Raw genomic sequence first — 16,106 nt, 5'->3', positions numbered from 1 at the left:
AATGGCTACGTACACGATTCCTGTAGCAGTCGGAGTACTGTTAGGCGTAACCGCCCGTTTGTACATGCTGCGAACAGACTATCGTCAATATCCCACGTATCCTCACGGTCGGATTATTCATATTGCGCTTGGCGTCATTGCTTCACTCGTGGGAGCGGTCGTCATTCCCTCCATCCTGAAGCCTGATTGGACAGCGGTCACCTTTCTCGGTCTGGCGGCTCAGCAATTCCGTGAGGTGAGAAATATGGAACGGAATATGCTCCAGCAACTTGATAGTATGGAACTTGTTCCGCGTGGCGTTTCCTATATCGAAGGAATCGCCCAAGTATTCGAAGGCCGCAATTATCTTGTCATGTTTACCTCCCTTGTCGTGACATTTGTCGCTATTCAAACTTCGCTCTGGTGGGCGCTTGTAGCAGGCATTATCATGTTCTTTATTAATGGTCGGCTCATGTCAGGCAAATTACTTGGGCAAATTGCTGACATTCGAGAAGGAAAAATTGTAATCAATGGATCGAATCTGTATGTGGACGACATTTATATTATGAATGTCGGATTACGTGCGGACCAGGATGTGATACGCGAACACGGGGTAGGCGTCGTCATTACACCAAAGAGTCCCGGAAGTCTTATTACAATAGCCAATCTTGGACAGCGCCAGGCAATCCTACACGATGTGTCATCTATTCATGGCGTATACCGCGACTCTGGAGAACCTGCGCTTACGCCACTTGCCAAACGCAACATGCAGAGCGGGCAACTCGGCGTTTTCTTGCTACCAGAAGAAAAGGATAAAAATAAAGTGCTCACAACGGTGAAGTATGTACCTGTATTGGACAGCGCAGTAAGGCTCCCTCAGGAAGCGAAGGTTAATCAACGGACGAAGGGAGCTCGTTAACCTATGGGCATTTCACTTGAAAAATACATTCTTGCGGTGATTACGGCAAACCGGAGCCGCATCGGAGGAAGTACGCCTATTTTTTATGCTGAAGGAGAAAATGAGTTGCAGCAAATCGCCTTTACGCTGGAAAAAATTTTGGATGGAGTGGTACATGAAATTACTCCTGATACGCTTATTATCGTTAAGCATTCATAATATGAGAGGTCGGTAGCTAGACCCTATGATTAAAGGTGAAAGGAAGAGAGAGGGATGGTTTGTCTTGCTTGTCCTTACAATTCATTCTATGATAGTAGAGATATTGAAAAAGAGAGGAAAGTTATTTTATGGCAAATCCTGTAGTAGCGATTGTCGGCCGGCCGAATGTGGGCAAGTCGACACTGTTTAATCGAATCGTAGGGGAGCGGTTAGCGATTGTCGAAGACATTCCAGGCGTGACTCGTGACCGTTTGTATAGTCAGGCGGAATGGCTCGGCAAACCGTTTCATTTAATTGATACAGGCGGTATTGATTTTGATGATCACGATGAGTTGCTTGAATCCATCCGGCATCAGGCGGAGCTGGCGGTGGACGAAGCAGATGTTATCGTTCTGGTGGTGGATGGTACGGTCGGTATTACCGATCAGGACCAGGATGTGGCACGTATGCTGTTCCGTTCCAAAAAACCGGTCGTGCTTGCGGTTAATAAAATTGATAACCCACAGCGTCTTAATGATGTATATGAATTTTATTCATTAGGTATGGGGGAACCGATGCCGATTTCCGGTGCACATGCTACCGGAATTGGGGACTTGCTGGATGAAATCATTAAACATTTTCCGGAATATGAGGATGACGAATACGATGAGGATGTCATTCGTGTATCACTTATCGGCCGACCGAATGTAGGCAAGTCGTCATTAGTGAATGCGCTGCTTGGAGAAGAACGCGTAATTGTAAGTGACATTGCGGGTACAACACGCGATGCCATTGATACTCCATTTACGTTTGAAGGCCAGGAATATGTACTTATTGATACAGCGGGCATGCGCAAGCGTGGCAGGGTATATGAATCGACCGAGAAGTATAGCGTCATGCGGGCGTTACGGGCGATGGAACGATCCGATGTCGTACTAGTCGTCATTAACGGTGAAGAAGGCATCATTGAGCAGGATAAAAAGGTAGCTGGTTATGCTCATGAAGCAGGACGTGGTGTCATTATCGTTGTTAACAAATGGGATGCGGTTGAAAAAGATGAACGTACGATGAATAAATTCATTGCCGACATTCGTGAAGAGTTTAAATACTTGGCCTATGCTCCGATTCTGTTCGTATCCGCAAAGACAAAGCAGCGGATACAGACCCTCCTGCCAAAAGTAAAACAAGTAGCTGAACAGCATGCGATGCGTATCGCAACACCGGTATTGAACGACTTAATCCATGAAGCGACAACAGTAACGCCGCCGCCGAGCGACAAAGGACGCCGTCTACGTATTAATTATGCCACACAGGTTGCGGTCAAACCGCCGACATTTGTGCTGTTTGTCAATGATACCGAATTAATGCATTTCTCTTACCAGCGCTATCTGGAAAACAAAATTAGAGAAGCGTTTCCGCTGGAAGGGACCCCGGTTCGTATTCTGGCGCGGAATAAGTCCGAATAGAGGAAGGGGAGAGACCGGATGGGAGCGGTTGTCATCATTCTTTCTTATTTGCTCGGATCGATTAGTTTTAGCATCCTTGTTGCGAAAAAGATCGCAAAAATTGATATCCGGCAGCATGGCAGTGGCAATGCGGGAGCGACCAATACGCTACGGGTGCTCGGAAAAGGGCCTGGCATTGCCGTATTGCTGCTGGATGCGGCTAAAGGCGCTATCGCTGTAGGTATGGCACATTGGTTATCCGGAGGAGAGGATTGGGTCGTTGTATTCTCCGGTGTGGCTGCAATTATAGGGCATAATTGGCCCGTATTTTTTGGATTTCGCGGCGGTAAGGGGGTTGCTACTACTATCGGTACGCTGATTGCGCTTGCTCCATTACCGGCGTTAATTGCGGTCATTGTAACAATTGCAGTTATCGCTCTTACGAGGTATGTGTCGCTCGGATCGCTCGTTTTCTTTACGCTTATTCCTATTATTCTTATCCTAAATGAGGCTTCTCTCACGTATATTATCGGTACGCTTACCGTAGCGGTATTAGGGTATATACGTCACATAGACAATATTAAGCGCTTGGTTCAAGGTACAGAACGAAAGCTGGGACAGTCCAAACGGTAAGGGGGGATATGTATGAAACGAAGTGTTGCGGTAATTGGTGCCGGTAGCTGGGGTACGGCGCTTGCGACTGTGCTTTCGGAGAATCACGATCATGTTTCACTTTGGGCCAGACGGGAAGAATTGGCACAGGAGATGAATGAAGCGAAGGAAAACAAACGGTATTTACCTGGTATTACGCTTCCACAAAACATTGTGGCTAGTGCGTCGCTTGAGCATGTCGTTCAGGACAAAACGCTAATCTTGCTTGTTGTCCCATCCCACGCCATGCGGGATACGGTTCGGAACTTGGCTCCGTACCTACACAAAGACGCGATTCTCGTACATGCGACCAAAGGATTGGAGATTGACTCGCTAAAGCGGATGAGCGAAGTAATCAAGGAAGAGGTACCGGAAGCGTTCTATAAAAGGATTGCTGTATTATCGGGGCCGAGTCATGCGGAAGAAGTAGGCTTACGGGCACCTACGACTGTCGTGGTGGCCGCGGAAGTTATTGAAGTAGCTGAGGAAGTGCAGGGCGCATTTATTACAGCCCACTTTCGTGTGTATACGAATCCGGACGTAATCGGAGTGGAAATCGGCGGTGCACTGAAAAATATTATTGCTCTTGGTGCGGGAGTAAGCGACGGACTGAAGTTTGGTGATAATGCGAAAGCTGCGCTTCTGACACGAGGGCTAGCAGAGATTAGCCGTCTGGGGATTAAATTGGGAGCAAGTCCACTAACGTTCACCGGACTTGCGGGTGTTGGAGATTTGGTAGTGACGGCAACCAGTCAGCATAGTCGTAATTGGCGCGCTGGAAATATGCTGGCAGAAGGATTGAGTCCAGATGAAATTACAGCGAACATGGGGATGGTTGTCGAAGGTATTAAGACGACGAAAGCTGCCCGTGAACTGTCGCGTAAGCTCGATGTAGAGATGCCGATTACCCGTGAGTTACATGCATTATTATTTGAAAACAAGGTGCCGCGTGAGGCAGTCAGCGACCTGATGGGCCGGGTACGCCGTCATGAAACGGAAGAGTTGGCGCTTGAATACTTTGAGAACCGATGAGAGTATAAAAGGCTAAGAAGCTGAAAGGTCGCACTTTTTCCCTTTTCTGCTCATACACTGTTGTGTATAGCGGAAGGAGGGAGATGTAGGGTATGGCAAACATCCCGAAAAAATTTCTTGATAAATTGCAGGGCAGGAATGTGGATACGTCTCAGCTTGAAAAGCTGGCTGGGGGCGTAAAGAAGAGTGATTTGAACGACGATCAGAAATTATTGCAATTAATCCGCCAACTGGCCGTGATTGCAAACGTATCTTTGACAAGGGAAAAAGAAGAGAAAATCATTAAGTATATTCGTACAAACAATGTAGGCGGCGGCGACGTAAAGACGCTGACAAACCTTCTGAAAAATAAGTTGTAAGGTGTAAGAAATAGGCGAAGTCAGCTGTTACAAGCTTGAAAAAATTAGCATACAGTATAGCATGATTCGCGAAAATAAGGGCTCTCGAAAATAGCGCGAGGATACAGGAAGAAAAGAGGAGGCTGTCCCAAAAGTAGAATTTACTTGAGGGTTCAGTCTCTTTTTATGTTTGAAAAAAGTAGAAGAGGCCTTAGGTTAGGCCTCCTCCGCTGACGATGCGATTTCATCCATTTCCAATAATGCCTGCACAAGCGGGGAGTTAAGCAGAGAAATAATCTGACGGAAATCGATGTTATTCAACGATTTGATAAACGAAAGCGGTGATTTCTCGTCTGTGGCTCCGTTGCCTTGTTCCGCCGCTCGCAATGCGGCCCGTTTCTGACTGCTGGTCGACCAGCGTTCATACATGCCAATGAGATTGGTCAGTGTGCCAAGCGTCTGTTCCATCTCTGCCATTGTACCGCGCATTTGGCTTGACCATTGCCGGACAGTATTAATGGATGTGCGCATTTCATCGGGAGACTTGCTCAAAAGCGCCGGCAAGTTTTTCATAAGCGAAGAAGCTGCTTTAATATCCATTTTGTTTTTGAGCGGGAGAATTGAGTTCGTCGTTTCTTTTTTTGCAGTAGTTGGTGTGGTTTTTTTACGTTTTTTACTGACTGTGGCTGGACGCTTAGGCCCTTTTGCGCTTGGAATTCGCCGTTTTTGGCTGCTCATGGTTTCGCCCCCTTTATTCTGTAGTCAACATTATAGTATGCGTTCGTCCCGCAAGAGGTTCGATTGTCCCGGGTTTGTGCTATAATGTGAGTACATCCGTTCTACAGGATTATTTTTACAGGTAAAGAGGGAGAGCCCATGCAAATGATGTTCTACGCGCTGAGCGCGATTGGTTTAATGATTCTTGCCAGCTTTACGATTGTTTTTGCGCGTAAATTGCAACAACGTATAATCAGGTTCGCTTTATCAACAGTCGCGTACGCAAGCTTGGTTGTTGCTTTTTTTCTTATGGTCGCTGTACTCATTACTTTCTAGCATCTGGCCCTATGTTGCGTGCTTTAATGTATTTATGAAGCAAAAAAAGAACAATGTATAATCCTCCAAGGGAGATGCCGATCCATAATATCGCAGGTGCGGTATTTTCCGTATTGGCGAGGAGGAATACGGGCGTAAACAGCACAATGCCAAAGAAGAATGTGCCACCAAGCGCCACTTTAATCCATTCGCGGCTCATTAACATAACGTATAGACCTCCTTTATGCATGGAATCAAACTTAGTGTGGGCAGAAGGTGCATCTTCTATCCGCAATATACGACATCTGAAGAAACAGGAGTTGTTATGATGCCGAAGATTACATTCGCTCCGGCGATGCAGTATGTGGAAGCTCGCGTCGGAGAAACCATATTGCGCGCAGCTGCCAGGGCACGGGTAGCTATCTCTCAACGATGCGGTGGCAAAGGAACCTGCACGATGTGCAAAGTGAAGGTAGAGCCTGATAGTCTCGTTTCCCCGGCTCAGGAAAGAGAAAAACGCATGATTGGCGAAGACAATCTTGCGTGTGGCATGCGGCTTGCTTGTCAGACGCAAGTGCAGGGAGAGACACGGGTACAGCTGAAAGAAGATCGCCTCGCCGCTGTGGTGCGCGCTCAGCTTGAAAAACAACGGCAGGAGAGAGAAGAATGAGCAAAAAAAAGAAACAGCCGCCATTTATTAAGGCGGTGGTACTTATTGCCCTATGCGCATGGATGCTGTCAGGATGCGCATATCCGCGCGGGCAGATGATACAGAATACAGCACCTCCAGTTCAACAGATTAAGATGGTGCAAGATGCGGTAGACCAATTCCAGAAAGAGACTGGGGTTTTGCCGATTATGACCAGAAACGCTGACACCCCGGAATTTGAGCGGTATCCGGTTGATTTTTCGAAAATTATGCCCAAATATATCCCTTATATTCCAGGTGCCGCATTTGAAGTAGGAGGCAACTATATGTTTGTTCTGCTGGATGCGGAAACAAAACCAGAAGTGCGTTTGATCGACTTGACCGTATCGCAAGGTGTTCAGACGATGCAGGAAAAAGTAAGCCGTTATTTCGCCGACAAGAAAGAGTTTCCGTTTGGACAGAAGGTGGCGGACGGTTACTATCTGATTGATTTTGATAAGCTGCGCATGGGCGAAGAAACGATTCTGAGCCATTTCAGTGAGCAACCAATGTCCTACATTATTAATGAACGCGGACAAGTAGGGGTAGACTATGCCATGGACTTAGCGATGGCGCTGAAGAACGCTCCTCAAAAACCGAATCAGAACGAAGATATACGGCGCGTACTGACAGATGTATCGCCGCTAGCTCCGGTAAAATCTTTTCCCTACCATCTTGTGGACGGGGAACCGAAGCCTGTATTCGAAAATTAAAAAATGGAATATCTCAAGTCTCTTCGCCATATCTTGTACAAAGCAGGACAGGGCGGAACGCATAAACAGCGGAAGCCCGGCACAGCTTCCGCTATTTTCGTTCAGGCCGTGTCGAGGTCTATTTTTTCCGTCGCCCTCATAAGATGAGTAGTGTCCTTATAGTACAAGAAGTAGATGGGAAGAAACGCGAGGAGGTATCCAGGTGGAACGTGTAGATATTTTCAAAGATATTGCGGAGCGTACGGGGGGAGACATCTATATCGGCGTGGTCGGCCCTGTTCGTACCGGAAAATCGACATTCATTAAACGCTTCATGGAATCAATTGTGATACCCAGCATTCCGTATGAAGCGGAACGGGTTCGCGCTGTGGACGAACTTCCGCAGAGCGCTGCCGGCAGAACGATTATGACGACCGAACCAAAATTCGTGCCGAATAATGCGGTCGCGATTCATGTTGCTGATGGACTCGATATTAACGTGCGACTTGTTGATTGTGTTGGTTATGCGGTAGAAGGAGCACGGGGATATGAAGACGAGAACGGACCGCGCATGGTGACAACCCCCTGGTATGATGAGCCGGTTCCGTTCGAAGAAGCGGCAGAACTGGGGACGCGCAAGGTTATTCAAGAGCATTCAACGCTCGGTGTAGTTGTCACATCGGATGGGACCATCGCCGAAATTTCTCGGTCCGGTTACGAAGAGGCGGAAGAGCGTGTTGTTGCCGAACTGAAAGAAGTAGGGAAGCCGTTCGTAATGATTGTTAACTCTACGCAACCGGGGCGGCCAGAAACTGTTGCTCTACGTGCCGCGCTTGAAGAAAAATATGATGTACCCGTACTTGTGATGAGTGTGGATTCGATGGATGAGCGGGAAGGGCTTACGGTTCTGCGTGAAGTGTTGTTCGAATTCCCGGTTCACGAAGTCAATGTAAATCTTCCTTCCTGGGTTATGGTGCTACATGAAGATCACTGGTTGCGTCAAAATTTCGAAGAAGCTGTGCGTGAGACGGTGAAGGACATTCGTCGCTTGCGTGATGTAGATCGAGTAGTGGGGTACTTTAGCGAATACGAATTCATTGACCGAGCGGCGCTCGCCGATATGAACATGGGTCAGGGAGTTGCGGAGATTGATCTGTATGCTCAGGATGAATTATATGACCAAATTCTAATGGAGATCGTTGGCGTAGAAATTCGCGGCAAGGATCACCTGCTACAGCTTATGCAGGAGTTCAGCGTAGCCAAGAAAGAGTACGACAAGATCTCAAGTGCGCTTAATATGGTCCGTCAGACAGGATACGGTATTGCACCGCCTTCGCTTGAGGAGATGAAGCTCGATGAACCGGAGATTATTCGGCACGGTTCCCGTTTCGGTGTCCGTCTGAAAGCGACGGCTCCATCGATTCATATGATTCGTGTCGATGTAGAGTCGGAGTTTGCGCCGATTATCGGTACGGAGAAGCAGAGTGAAGAGTTGGTAAGATACTTGATGCAAGATTTCGAAGAAAATCCGCTAAGCATATGGAATTCGGACATTTTTGGACGTTCGCTAAACTCAATTGTTAACGAAGGTATTTCTGCCAAATTGTCCATGATGCCGGATAATGCACGCTATAAGTTGCAAGAAACGCTAGAACGCATCATCAATGAGGGTTCAGGCGGATTAATCGCGATTATTTTATAGGGTGTATATACAAACATGAAAAATGGGAAGAACAGTGGCTTCTCCTTATCAGGCAGAAGCCTTTTTCCTGTTTTAAAGAACTAAATTTAAGCAAGTTTCCATTAATAGGAAACTTGCTTTCTGCTAATGTGGGTTAAAATGGAAATAAATCTGAAAAATTCTGGAAGGATACGGGCTGAGTAGTAGGATATTGGGTGAAATCCCTTGAATTGCAGCGTTTTCTATATTAATATTAGCTTGTCCACCTTAAAAATGCTTGAGTTACGTATATTTACTCCATATTTGGTTAACAACGTATAACAAGATAACCCCCTTTGGGAGGAGGTGAATGACATGAATAAAACGGAATTAATCACGAAAGTATCCGAAGTTGCCGAACTCACAAAGAAAGATGCGACCAAAGCAGTTGACGCAGTGTTTGATGCAATTACGGAAGCATTGAAAGACGGGGACAAAGTACAATTGATCGGATTCGGTAATTTCGAGGTGCGTGAGCGCGCTGCCCGCAAAGGCCGCAATCCGCAAACTGGAGAAGAAATCGAAATTGCTGCTAGCAAGGTACCTGCCTTCAAGCCTGGTAAAGCACTGAAGGAAGATATTCAATAGTGGCGTACATACCGCCATTGGACTCGATTCATCCATTTATGGCAAAGCAAACACGGGAGCTGTACGAAGGTACAGCTCTTTTTCCTATCTCGGCCCGTAAATAGGAGGCAGACATGAAGATAAATCATAAAAAGATTGAAGAAGGGGTTCGCATGATACTTGAAGCGGTGGGTGAGGATCCGAACCGTGAAGGGCTGCTTGATACACCAGCGCGCGTGGCGCGCATGTATGAGGAAGTGTTCTCCGGCCTAACGCAGGACCCAAAAGAGTATTTCTCTGTCGTATTCAGCGAAGATCATGAAGAACTTGTCCTTGTTAAAGATATCCCGTTCTACTCTATGTGCGAACATCATTTGGTACCATTCTATGGGGTGGCGCATGTAGGCTACATCCCGCGCGGCGGACGGGTAACAGGTTTGTCTAAGCTAGCACGTGCCGTAGAAGCAGTAGCGAAGCGGCCACAATTGCAGGAAAGGATTACTTCAACGGTAGCCGATTCAATTATGGACACGCTTGAACCACATGGAGTCGTTGTCGTTGTAGAAGCCGAGCATCTGTGTATGACGATGCGGGGAGTTAAAAAACCGGGTGCCAAAACCGTTACTTCGGCCGTACGTGGTATCTTTGCCAAGGACTCGGCATCGCGTGCGGAAGTATTTAGCTTAATTAAGGGATAGTTAGGGGCACGTGCAAGGGACAGCTTCACTATCGAACTTTTGACTAAGAGTGGAAGTATTTACGCATGCTAAGTTTGAGGTGAACATGCGATGAATAAGATAAAAACGATGTATTGGCTGTGGCTTCTGCCGCTCGCTCTGCTCATAGCTGTGGTATATATCGGCTTTTGGTTATACAGATAATCGTTGACAGCGCTTCCTATTTGCGCGATAGTTAAAATCGTAGCCGTACGGCACGGTAAGAGTATAGAGGGGGAGCGTTTATGAGCGGAAATTCAAACGAATTCATTGTTATTAAAGCCCTGGAGAACGGCGTTAATGTAATCGGATTAACAAGAGGTGAATCGACAAAGTTTCATCACTCTGAAAAACTGGATAAAGGCGAAGTTATGATCGCCCAGTTCACTGAACATACATCCGCGATTAAAGTTCGCGGAAAAGCCGTCATTCAGACAAGCAACGGAACGATGGATACACTGGTGGACAAGTAAAGAAAAACAAGCAGGTCTCTGCTTGTTTTTTCTTGCAGAGAGCAGAATTCTAGGGCATCTTTAGCATTCATCGTATACAATACAGATAGAAAAGACGGTTTTTTGCTGTAGGAGAAACTTACAATTCTTACACGAGAATTATATAATAGCATGGTGTCGTACGAGTAGTAGTATGGTATACTTTATAGGTATGTTTTCAGTGAACGTGGAACGTTTTTTTGGGGGATGCATAACAGATGAGCCTTTTGAGAGATGATTTTCAGGAAGAAATAGAAAGCATTGTAGATCAGATTAAATTGCATGCCGAAAATCGAGTCCTCAACCAGTACATAGATAATCCACCCATCTCACAGCTTCGCGTGTGTTTGCTGTATCTTTTCCTGCGGCAGTGCGGCATAGCCGAATCGAAACTCCGTAAATATATCGTGACTGCTATGCTTATTCAGCTCGGCCTTGATAGCCACGAGCGAGTTAGCCTAAGTAAGGAAGATACACCTACGGGCATTCGAACCCGTCAGCTTACCATTTTGGCCGGAGATTATTTCAGTGGCCAATATTATCATTTGCTTGCCGATATGGAAGATGTGCAGACGATTAAACAGCTGGCGCGAAGCATACAAGAGATTAATGAATGGAAAATCAGTTTGTACTGGGAGAATGGTTGGACAGCTGAACAATATTTGCGACGCAAGGTGGATATTGAATCCTCTCTGCTCTGCTCTTTCGGAAATGCATATGGAGCAGATACTGCAGATGTGTGGATGCGAATTTTTTCACAGATGCTACTTATTGAGCAATTGCTTGTTGAGTATCGGGCCTGTCGTTTTGAAGAACGCCCCGGACGGTATTTTCATCTGCTGAGTCAGGAGGAAGGCACACATAATGCCTACCAGTCAATGCTGCAGAACGTCCATAAAGCGCTCCATCAGTGTCGAAAGTTAACCGCGCTGGTGGAAGGGGAAGAGTGCCGGACCGAGTTGAAGCATCTGGTAGAGCAGTGTGCTGAAGAGTTGGACAACCAGAAAGCAAGGGCAGAGGAGATGTAACCATGCGCGAGAAATTGCAGGGGGAAGAGAAGGCGGGTTATGTACATTCGGTGTTCGAATCGATTGCGAAAGAATATGATCGGATGAACTCCGTTATTAGCTTTGGTCGCCACGGTGCCTGGCGCGAATATACAAACAAGCGAATGGGCGTAAACACAGGTCAGAGTGCGATTGATTTGTGCTGCGGAACGTGTGATTGGACCATCAGTCTGGCGGAGGCGGTTGGCCCAACCGGCAACGTAGTTGGCCTTGATTTCAGTCAGAATATGCTGGATGTTGGTGCCGGAAAAATTCGTAGTAAGGGCCTGGATCAGGTCACACTGGTCAACGGGGATGCGATGCGCATTCCATACCCAGACAATACGTTTGATTATGCTACGATTGGCTTTGCGCTACGAAACGTACCTGATTATAAACAGGTTATACGCGAGATGGAGCGGGTAGTGAAGCCAGGTGGACAAGTGGTGTCACTGGAAGTCAGTAAGCCACCATTCATGCTGTACCGTAAGTTATTCTTTTTTTATTTTTATAATATCCTGCCACTTATCGCCCGTATGGTGGTGGATAAATATGAGGAATACAGCTGGCTGCCCCAGTCATTGACGAACTTTCCTGATAGCAGGCAGCTTGCGGATGTATTCCGTTCAGTAGGTCTTGTAGACGTACAGACGAAATTATTTGTCGGCGGTGTTTCCGCGCTACACATTGGTTTTAAAAAACAGGTGGATAAGCCATGAGAAAATTAAAGATTATTCTTGAAATGATTAAGTTTGAACATACGATTTTTGCACTTCCGTTTGCGTTTATGGGCGCGATTCTTGGAAGTTTCGTCGTAAATGGTACGTGGCCGACTTGGTGGCAGATTTTCTGGATTATTGTAGCGATGGTAGGTGCACGAAGTGCAGCCATGGCGCTTAACCGGTTAATCGACCGCCGTTTTGATGCGGAAAATCCACGTACGGCGATGCGAGCCATTCCGGCCGGATTGTTAAAAGAAAAAGAAGTGCTTTTGTTTATTATCGTATCTTTCATTGTATTGTTTTTCGCCGCATCCCAGTTGAATATGTTGGCGGTAAAACTTTTACCAGTTGCTGTATTTTTTCTGGTCTTATACTCATACACGAAACGGTTTACTTGGGCCTGTCATCTAATTCTTGGGATCGCCATCGGTCTTGCACCGCTTGGAGGATGGGTGGCAACAACCGGACAGGTGGACTGGATGGGGATTTTGTTGTTCGTTTCCGTTGCGCTATGGACGGCGGGATTCGATGTCATCTATGCATGTCAGGATGCCGAGTTTGATCGTGAGCGCGGATTGTACTCTATTCCGAGCTATTTCGGCATTGCCAAAGCGTTGAAGCTGGCCCGGCTGTTTCATATCATAACGATCGCGGGCTTTATCGGCCTGTTCATCGCTACTAGCCTGCATGTTTGGTTTGTTGTTGGTATTATCATTGCTTCGATGATTTTAGTGTATGAGCATCGTTTGGTATCACCCAATGATTTATCCAAGTTAAACACAGCTTTTTTCACGATGAACGGGGTATTGAGTGTGGTTGTGTTCTCCTTTACTTTGCTTGATTTGGTGATGAGATGAAGAAAATTTTCGTTGTCGGAATTACAGGGGCGAGTGGTGCGATATACGGGGTGCGCCTTGTGCAGCAGCTGCTCCTCCATGACTATAAAGTGCATTTGATAGTAACAGAAGCTGGTTGGCAGGTATTTCGGGAAGAGCTGGACTGGGATACATCGGACCGGGACGCGGTCATTCGGGAGCACTTTGCGTCAGTGAATGGAGAGCTCCATTACCATACACTGCGTGATTTCACAGCACCTGTGGCGAGCGGTTCCTACCGCAGCGACGCCATGGTTATTCTCCCTTGCTCCATGGGGACGCTATCGGGCATTGCGCACGGCGCATCCGGCAATCTGCTGGAACGTACTGCTGACGTAATGCTGAAGGAAGGGAAGAAGCTGGTAATCGTGCCGCGTGAGACGCCACTTAACGTCATTCAACTGGAGAATATGACGAAGCTGGCGCAGGTGGGAGCGCACATCGTGCCCGCCATGCCCGGGTATTACCACAAGCCGCAGACAATGGATGATATCATCAACTTTGTGGTAGGAAAAGTACTGGACACTCTCGATGTGCCGCATGAACTATTTCGCCGTTGGGGAGAGTGAAATAATGTCTGCAATAAAAATTGGTAAAATTTCATTTAGCAACATTATGCCTATCTATCATTTTTTTCGTACCGATCAGTTTGATGAGCATCAGGTAGAATTGATTCCGCAGGTTCCCTCACAGTTAAATCGTAGCATGGCTGCGGGTACGATTGATATGGGTCCCATCTCGTCATTTGAGTATGGTCGCAATTATAAGGAATATGAAATACTGCCTGACTTGTCCATTAGCTCAAAAGGCAAGGTGCGCTCTATTTTTCTGTTTTCACGCAAGCCGATTGAAGAATTGAAAGAAGCAAAAGTGGCGCTGACCGATAAATCAGCCACATCGAATAATCTCCTTAAAGTGATTTTAGAGAAATTCTATCAGTCTTCTCCATCCTATGAAGTGATGCCGGCCAATCTGGAGAAAATGATGGCAGTAGCGGACGCCGCACTGTTAATCGGCGACGATGCACTGCTTGCTTCCTGGAATAATCCCGGCTATTATATGTATGACCTAGGGGAGTTATGGTATAAGCATACCGGTTTATGGTCAGTATTTGCAGTCTGGGCAGTGCGCCGTGAAATTACGCGGGATAAGTCGGAGCTTTTGCGTAGTGTCCATAATGAGTTTCTGCATAGTAAGAAAAAAGGGTTGACCGATTTGGACACGGTTGTGGCACAGGCGAAAAAGGAATTTGGCGCTACAGCTGAATTTTGGAAAGTGTATTATACAGGGCTGTCATATGAATTTACTTCCGAGCATAAAAAAGGGCTGGAATATTATTACGCATGTGCAGCCGAACTTGGACTGTTGGAGGAGGCAGCCAAAGTAGAGATTTGGAGCCCGGACTCCCGGCAGTCGGCTGTATAAGCCAAAGGAAGAGAAGAACCAGTTGGGTGGAACGTAATGAAACTAACAGATATTTTTTGGCCATTCCGATCGGATATGAATTATATTGAACGCGAGCTGGATAGGGCGATTGATACGAAAGAACCCGTGTTGCATAAAGCAGCCAGCCATTTGCTCAAAGCCGGGGGGAAACGGATCCGCCCCGTCTTTGTGCTGCTAGGCGGTAAGTTTGGCAACTATGATATTGAGCGTCTTAAATATGTGGCTGTGCCCCTTGAATTGATTCATGCGGCATCCCTTGTTCACGATGACGTCATTGATGATGCGGAGCTTAGGCGCGGCAAAATCACAGTGAAATCAAAATGGGATAACCGGATTGCGATGTATACCGGTGACTATATTTTTGCCCGGGCGCTTACGCTTGTTACCGAACTGCCCAATCCACAAATCCACAAAATTTTATCTAATACGATTGTTGAAGTGTGCCTTGGCGAGATTGAGCAAATCCGTGATTTGAATAATTGGGATCAAAATTTACGTCGATATTTGCGCCGTATTAAACGAAAAACGGCGCTTTTAATGGCAATTAGCTGCCAATTGGGGGCTATCGCGACGGATGCATCCAAAGATGTTGTACACAGATTGTATGCATATGGATACAATGCTGGTATGGCATTTCAAATTACCGACGATATTCTGGATTTTATTGGTGATGAAAAGAAGCTCGGAAAACCTGCAGGCAGTGATTTGAAACAGGGAAACATTACGTTACCAGCGCTTTATGCATACCATAAAAGCCAAAATGCGGCCGCATTCCGTGTATTGGCTGAAGAGAATCGGACGGACGAGATGATACGATTCATTCGTGAAGGAGAGTGCATTAATGAGGCCCAGAAGCTTGCAGATTGGTACTTGATGCGGGCCGCTGCGGCTCTCGAAGGGTTGCCCGACAACCGCAATAAGGATGCATTACTAAAAATTGCACATTTTTTCGGAGAAAGGCAATCATAAGCGAAAGTTGCAAATGTACCCTGAATTTGTTAAAATTTTCGTTGTGTGCTAGCACATCGTACATACAGAATTGAGAAAACATGGAGGTTGTAAATACATGGCGAAACAACGTACGTTTATTATGGCAAAACCAGATGCTGTACAACGCAATCTGATTGGAGATATTATGCAGCGCTTTGAGCGCAAAGGCTTCCATTTGATCGGCGCAAAGCTGATGAATGTACCGCGCGAGTTGGCGGAAGAGCATTACGCTGAGCATAAAGAAAAGCCGTTTTTTGGTGAGCTTGTAGACTTCATTACATCCGGCGCTGTATTTGCCATGGTGTGGGAAGGCGAGAACGTAATTGCCACAGCTCGTAACATGATGGGTAAAACAAATCCAGCAGAAGCGGCACCAGGCACAATCCGTGGTGATTTCGGAATCAGTATGGGGATGAATATCATCCATGGCTCTGACGCTCCAGAAACAGCTGAACGTGAAATCACGCTATGGTTCAATGATAATGAACTGCACGTATATGAAAAAACAATCAACAAGTGGATTTAATCTGCGAATTACGTGGAAATTTCCTAGTTGACTGACTAGGCGGATGAAAGCATC

At 46.5% G+C, this 16,106-nt stretch carries 22 protein-coding genes; 20 read left to right on the top strand and 2 right to left on the bottom strand.

From position 1 onward, the window contains the following. The first annotated feature begins 1 nt into the window (after window position 1). From AF333_RS23885 to AF333_RS23860, 6 genes are all read left to right on the top strand, one after another. A complete protein-coding gene (locus tag AF333_RS23885; protein WP_043067943.1) occupies window positions 2-898 on the top strand; it encodes a YIEGIA family protein in 897 nt (298 codons plus the stop codon). 3 nt (window positions 899-901) lie between these two features. After that, complete coding sequence (locus tag AF333_RS23880) at window positions 902-1,096, top strand: capping complex subunit for YIEGIA (protein WP_043067942.1); 195 nt, start codon at window positions 902-904, stop codon at window positions 1,094-1,096. 128 nt (window positions 1,097-1,224) lie between these two features. Beyond that, a complete protein-coding gene (gene der / locus AF333_RS23875; protein WP_043067941.1) occupies window positions 1,225-2,541 on the top strand; it encodes a ribosome biogenesis GTPase Der in 1,317 nt (438 codons plus the stop codon). 18 nt (window positions 2,542-2,559) lie between these two features. Further along, a complete protein-coding gene (gene plsY, locus AF333_RS33185; RefSeq protein ID WP_043067940.1) occupies window positions 2,560-3,153 on the top strand; it encodes a glycerol-3-phosphate 1-O-acyltransferase PlsY in 594 nt (197 codons plus the stop codon). A gap of 12 nt (window positions 3,154-3,165) precedes the next feature. Continuing rightward, entirely contained in the window at window positions 3,166-4,203 is a 1,038-nt protein-coding gene (locus AF333_RS33180; RefSeq protein WP_043067939.1) for an NAD(P)H-dependent glycerol-3-phosphate dehydrogenase, read from the top strand. A gap of 92 nt (window positions 4,204-4,295) precedes the next feature. Continuing rightward, complete coding sequence (locus AF333_RS23860; protein WP_043067938.1) at window positions 4,296-4,562, top strand: stage VI sporulation protein F; 267 nt, start codon at window positions 4,296-4,298, stop codon at window positions 4,560-4,562. A 195-nt stretch (window positions 4,563-4,757) separates the two neighbouring features. Here AF333_RS23860 and AF333_RS23855 read toward each other — a convergent pair whose 3' ends face one another. Beyond that, window positions 4,758-5,279 (bottom strand): hypothetical protein, encoded by a 522-nt coding sequence (locus AF333_RS23855; protein WP_043067937.1) that lies wholly within the window; start codon window positions 5,277-5,279, stop codon window positions 4,758-4,760. Between the two features lie 138 nt (window positions 5,280-5,417). Here AF333_RS23855 and AF333_RS32375 point away from each other — a divergent pair, with 138 nt between their 5' ends. After that, window positions 5,418-5,594 (top strand): DUF2768 family protein, encoded by a 177-nt coding sequence (locus AF333_RS32375; RefSeq protein ID WP_080787914.1) that lies wholly within the window; start codon window positions 5,418-5,420, stop codon window positions 5,592-5,594. Here AF333_RS32375 and AF333_RS23850 read toward each other — a convergent pair. Further along, entirely contained in the window at window positions 5,584-5,799 is a 216-nt protein-coding gene (locus AF333_RS23850; protein WP_043067936.1) for a hypothetical protein, read from the bottom strand. The genes AF333_RS32375 and AF333_RS23850 overlap by 11 nt on opposite strands. 18 nt (window positions 5,800-5,817) lie before the next feature. Between AF333_RS23850 and AF333_RS23845 the strand changes: the two genes are divergently transcribed. The 13 genes from AF333_RS23845 to ndk all read left to right on the top strand — a co-directional run bounded on the left by AF333_RS23845 (window position 5,818) and on the right by ndk (window position 16,052). Next, complete coding sequence (locus AF333_RS23845; protein WP_080787913.1) at window positions 5,818-6,243, top strand: 2Fe-2S iron-sulfur cluster-binding protein; 426 nt, start codon at window positions 5,818-5,820, stop codon at window positions 6,241-6,243. Beyond that, entirely contained in the window at window positions 6,240-6,974 is a 735-nt protein-coding gene (locus AF333_RS23840; protein WP_052520556.1) for a hypothetical protein, read from the top strand. Before AF333_RS23845 ends, AF333_RS23840 begins: the two co-directional genes overlap by 4 nt. Window positions 6,975-7,176: 202 nt before the next feature. Continuing rightward, the gene (gene spoIVA / locus AF333_RS23835; protein ID WP_043067934.1) at window positions 7,177-8,655 is read left to right on the top strand and encodes a stage IV sporulation protein A; all 1,479 of its coding nucleotides are present in this window, start codon (window positions 7,177-7,179) and stop codon (window positions 8,653-8,655) included. 333 nt (window positions 8,656-8,988) lie between these two features. Then, window positions 8,989-9,261, top strand: coding sequence for an HU family DNA-binding protein (locus AF333_RS23830; RefSeq protein ID WP_021622640.1), 273 nt, complete (start codon window positions 8,989-8,991; stop codon window positions 9,259-9,261). A 113-nt stretch (window positions 9,262-9,374) separates the two neighbouring features. Then, window positions 9,375-9,938 (top strand): GTP cyclohydrolase I FolE, encoded by a 564-nt coding sequence (folE, locus tag AF333_RS23825; protein WP_043067933.1) that lies wholly within the window; start codon window positions 9,375-9,377, stop codon window positions 9,936-9,938. Window positions 9,939-10,201: 263 nt separating this feature from the next. Then, on the top strand, window positions 10,202-10,429 hold the full coding sequence (gene mtrB / locus AF333_RS23820; RefSeq protein ID WP_021622638.1) for a trp RNA-binding attenuation protein MtrB: 228 nt from the start codon (window positions 10,202-10,204) through the stop codon (window positions 10,427-10,429). Window positions 10,430-10,665: 236 nt separating this feature from the next. Beyond that, complete coding sequence (locus AF333_RS23815) at window positions 10,666-11,475, top strand: heptaprenyl diphosphate synthase component 1 (protein ID WP_043067932.1); 810 nt, start codon at window positions 10,666-10,668, stop codon at window positions 11,473-11,475. Between the two features lie 2 nt (window positions 11,476-11,477). Next, entirely contained in the window at window positions 11,478-12,212 is a 735-nt protein-coding gene (locus tag AF333_RS23810) for a demethylmenaquinone methyltransferase (protein ID WP_043067931.1), read from the top strand. Further along, complete coding sequence (locus tag AF333_RS23805; RefSeq protein WP_043067930.1) at window positions 12,209-13,072, top strand: UbiA-like polyprenyltransferase; 864 nt, start codon at window positions 12,209-12,211, stop codon at window positions 13,070-13,072. The genes AF333_RS23810 and AF333_RS23805 overlap by 4 nt, the downstream gene beginning before the upstream one ends. Further along, window positions 13,069-13,659, top strand: a complete 591-nt coding sequence (locus tag AF333_RS23800; protein WP_043067929.1) for a UbiX family flavin prenyltransferase — start codon at window positions 13,069-13,071, stop codon at window positions 13,657-13,659. The genes AF333_RS23805 and AF333_RS23800 overlap by 4 nt, the downstream gene beginning before the upstream one ends. A 4-nt stretch (window positions 13,660-13,663) precedes the next feature. Then, window positions 13,664-14,515, top strand: coding sequence for a menaquinone biosynthetic enzyme MqnA/MqnD family protein (locus tag AF333_RS23795; RefSeq protein WP_043067928.1), 852 nt, complete (start codon window positions 13,664-13,666; stop codon window positions 14,513-14,515). A gap of 36 nt (window positions 14,516-14,551) precedes the next feature. Beyond that, window positions 14,552-15,505 carry a heptaprenyl diphosphate synthase component II gene (hepT, locus tag AF333_RS23790; protein ID WP_043067927.1) on the top strand — a complete coding sequence of 318 codons (954 nt, stop codon included), beginning with the start codon at window positions 14,552-14,554 and terminating at the stop codon, window positions 15,503-15,505. Between the two features lie 97 nt (window positions 15,506-15,602). Beyond that, a complete protein-coding gene (ndk, locus tag AF333_RS23785; RefSeq protein WP_043067926.1) occupies window positions 15,603-16,052 on the top strand; it encodes a nucleoside-diphosphate kinase in 450 nt (149 codons plus the stop codon). Window positions 16,053-16,106: the final 54 nt, after the last annotated feature.

It is taken from the genome of Aneurinibacillus migulanus, assembly GCF_001274715.1.
GTDB lineage: Bacteria > Bacillota > Bacilli > Aneurinibacillales > Aneurinibacillaceae > Aneurinibacillus > Aneurinibacillus migulanus.
The sequence above is the reverse complement of the archived record's forward strand: the minus strand, read 5'-3'. Positions and strand labels throughout refer to the sequence as shown.

Bases quoted from the DNA above. Each gene is read 5' to 3' on its own strand.
- AF333_RS23805 (WP_043067930.1), top strand. From the start codon at position 12,209: ATGAGAAAATTAAAGATTATTCTTGAAATGATTAAGTTTGAACATACG.
- AF333_RS23800 (WP_043067929.1), top strand. From the start codon at position 13,069: ATGAAGAAAATTTTCGTTGTCGGAATTACAGGGGCGAGTGGTGCGATA.
- AF333_RS33180 (WP_043067939.1), top strand. From the start codon at position 3,166: ATGAAACGAAGTGTTGCGGTAATTGGTGCCGGTAGCTGGGGTACGGCG.
- AF333_RS23830 (WP_021622640.1), top strand. From the start codon at position 8,989: ATGAATAAAACGGAATTAATCACGAAAGTATCCGAAGTTGCCGAACTC.
- plsY (WP_043067940.1), top strand. From the start codon at position 2,560: ATGGGAGCGGTTGTCATCATTCTTTCTTATTTGCTCGGATCGATTAGT.
- ndk (WP_043067926.1), top strand. From the start codon at position 15,603: ATGGCGAAACAACGTACGTTTATTATGGCAAAACCAGATGCTGTACAA.
- AF333_RS23840 (WP_052520556.1), top strand. From the start codon at position 6,240: ATGAGCAAAAAAAAGAAACAGCCGCCATTTATTAAGGCGGTGGTACTT.
- folE (WP_043067933.1), top strand. From the start codon at position 9,375: ATGAAGATAAATCATAAAAAGATTGAAGAAGGGGTTCGCATGATACTT.
- AF333_RS23880 (WP_043067942.1), top strand. From the start codon at position 902: ATGGGCATTTCACTTGAAAAATACATTCTTGCGGTGATTACGGCAAAC.
- AF333_RS23815 (WP_043067932.1), top strand. From the start codon at position 10,666: ATGAGCCTTTTGAGAGATGATTTTCAGGAAGAAATAGAAAGCATTGTA.
- AF333_RS23855 (WP_043067937.1), bottom strand. From the start codon at position 5,279: ATGAGCAGCCAAAAACGGCGAATTCCAAGCGCAAAAGGGCCTAAGCGT.
- der (WP_043067941.1), top strand. From the start codon at position 1,225: ATGGCAAATCCTGTAGTAGCGATTGTCGGCCGGCCGAATGTGGGCAAG.
- AF333_RS23845 (WP_080787913.1), top strand. From the start codon at position 5,818: ATGCATGGAATCAAACTTAGTGTGGGCAGAAGGTGCATCTTCTATCCG.
- AF333_RS32375 (WP_080787914.1), top strand. From the start codon at position 5,418: ATGCAAATGATGTTCTACGCGCTGAGCGCGATTGGTTTAATGATTCTT.
- AF333_RS23885 (WP_043067943.1), top strand. From the start codon at position 2: ATGGCTACGTACACGATTCCTGTAGCAGTCGGAGTACTGTTAGGCGTA.
- AF333_RS23795 (WP_043067928.1), top strand. From the start codon at position 13,664: ATGTCTGCAATAAAAATTGGTAAAATTTCATTTAGCAACATTATGCCT.
- AF333_RS23810 (WP_043067931.1), top strand. From the start codon at position 11,478: ATGCGCGAGAAATTGCAGGGGGAAGAGAAGGCGGGTTATGTACATTCG.
- AF333_RS23860 (WP_043067938.1), top strand. From the start codon at position 4,296: ATGGCAAACATCCCGAAAAAATTTCTTGATAAATTGCAGGGCAGGAAT.
- AF333_RS23850 (WP_043067936.1), bottom strand. From the start codon at position 5,799: ATGTTAATGAGCCGCGAATGGATTAAAGTGGCGCTTGGTGGCACATTC.
- mtrB (WP_021622638.1), top strand. From the start codon at position 10,202: ATGAGCGGAAATTCAAACGAATTCATTGTTATTAAAGCCCTGGAGAAC.
- hepT (WP_043067927.1), top strand. From the start codon at position 14,552: ATGAAACTAACAGATATTTTTTGGCCATTCCGATCGGATATGAATTAT.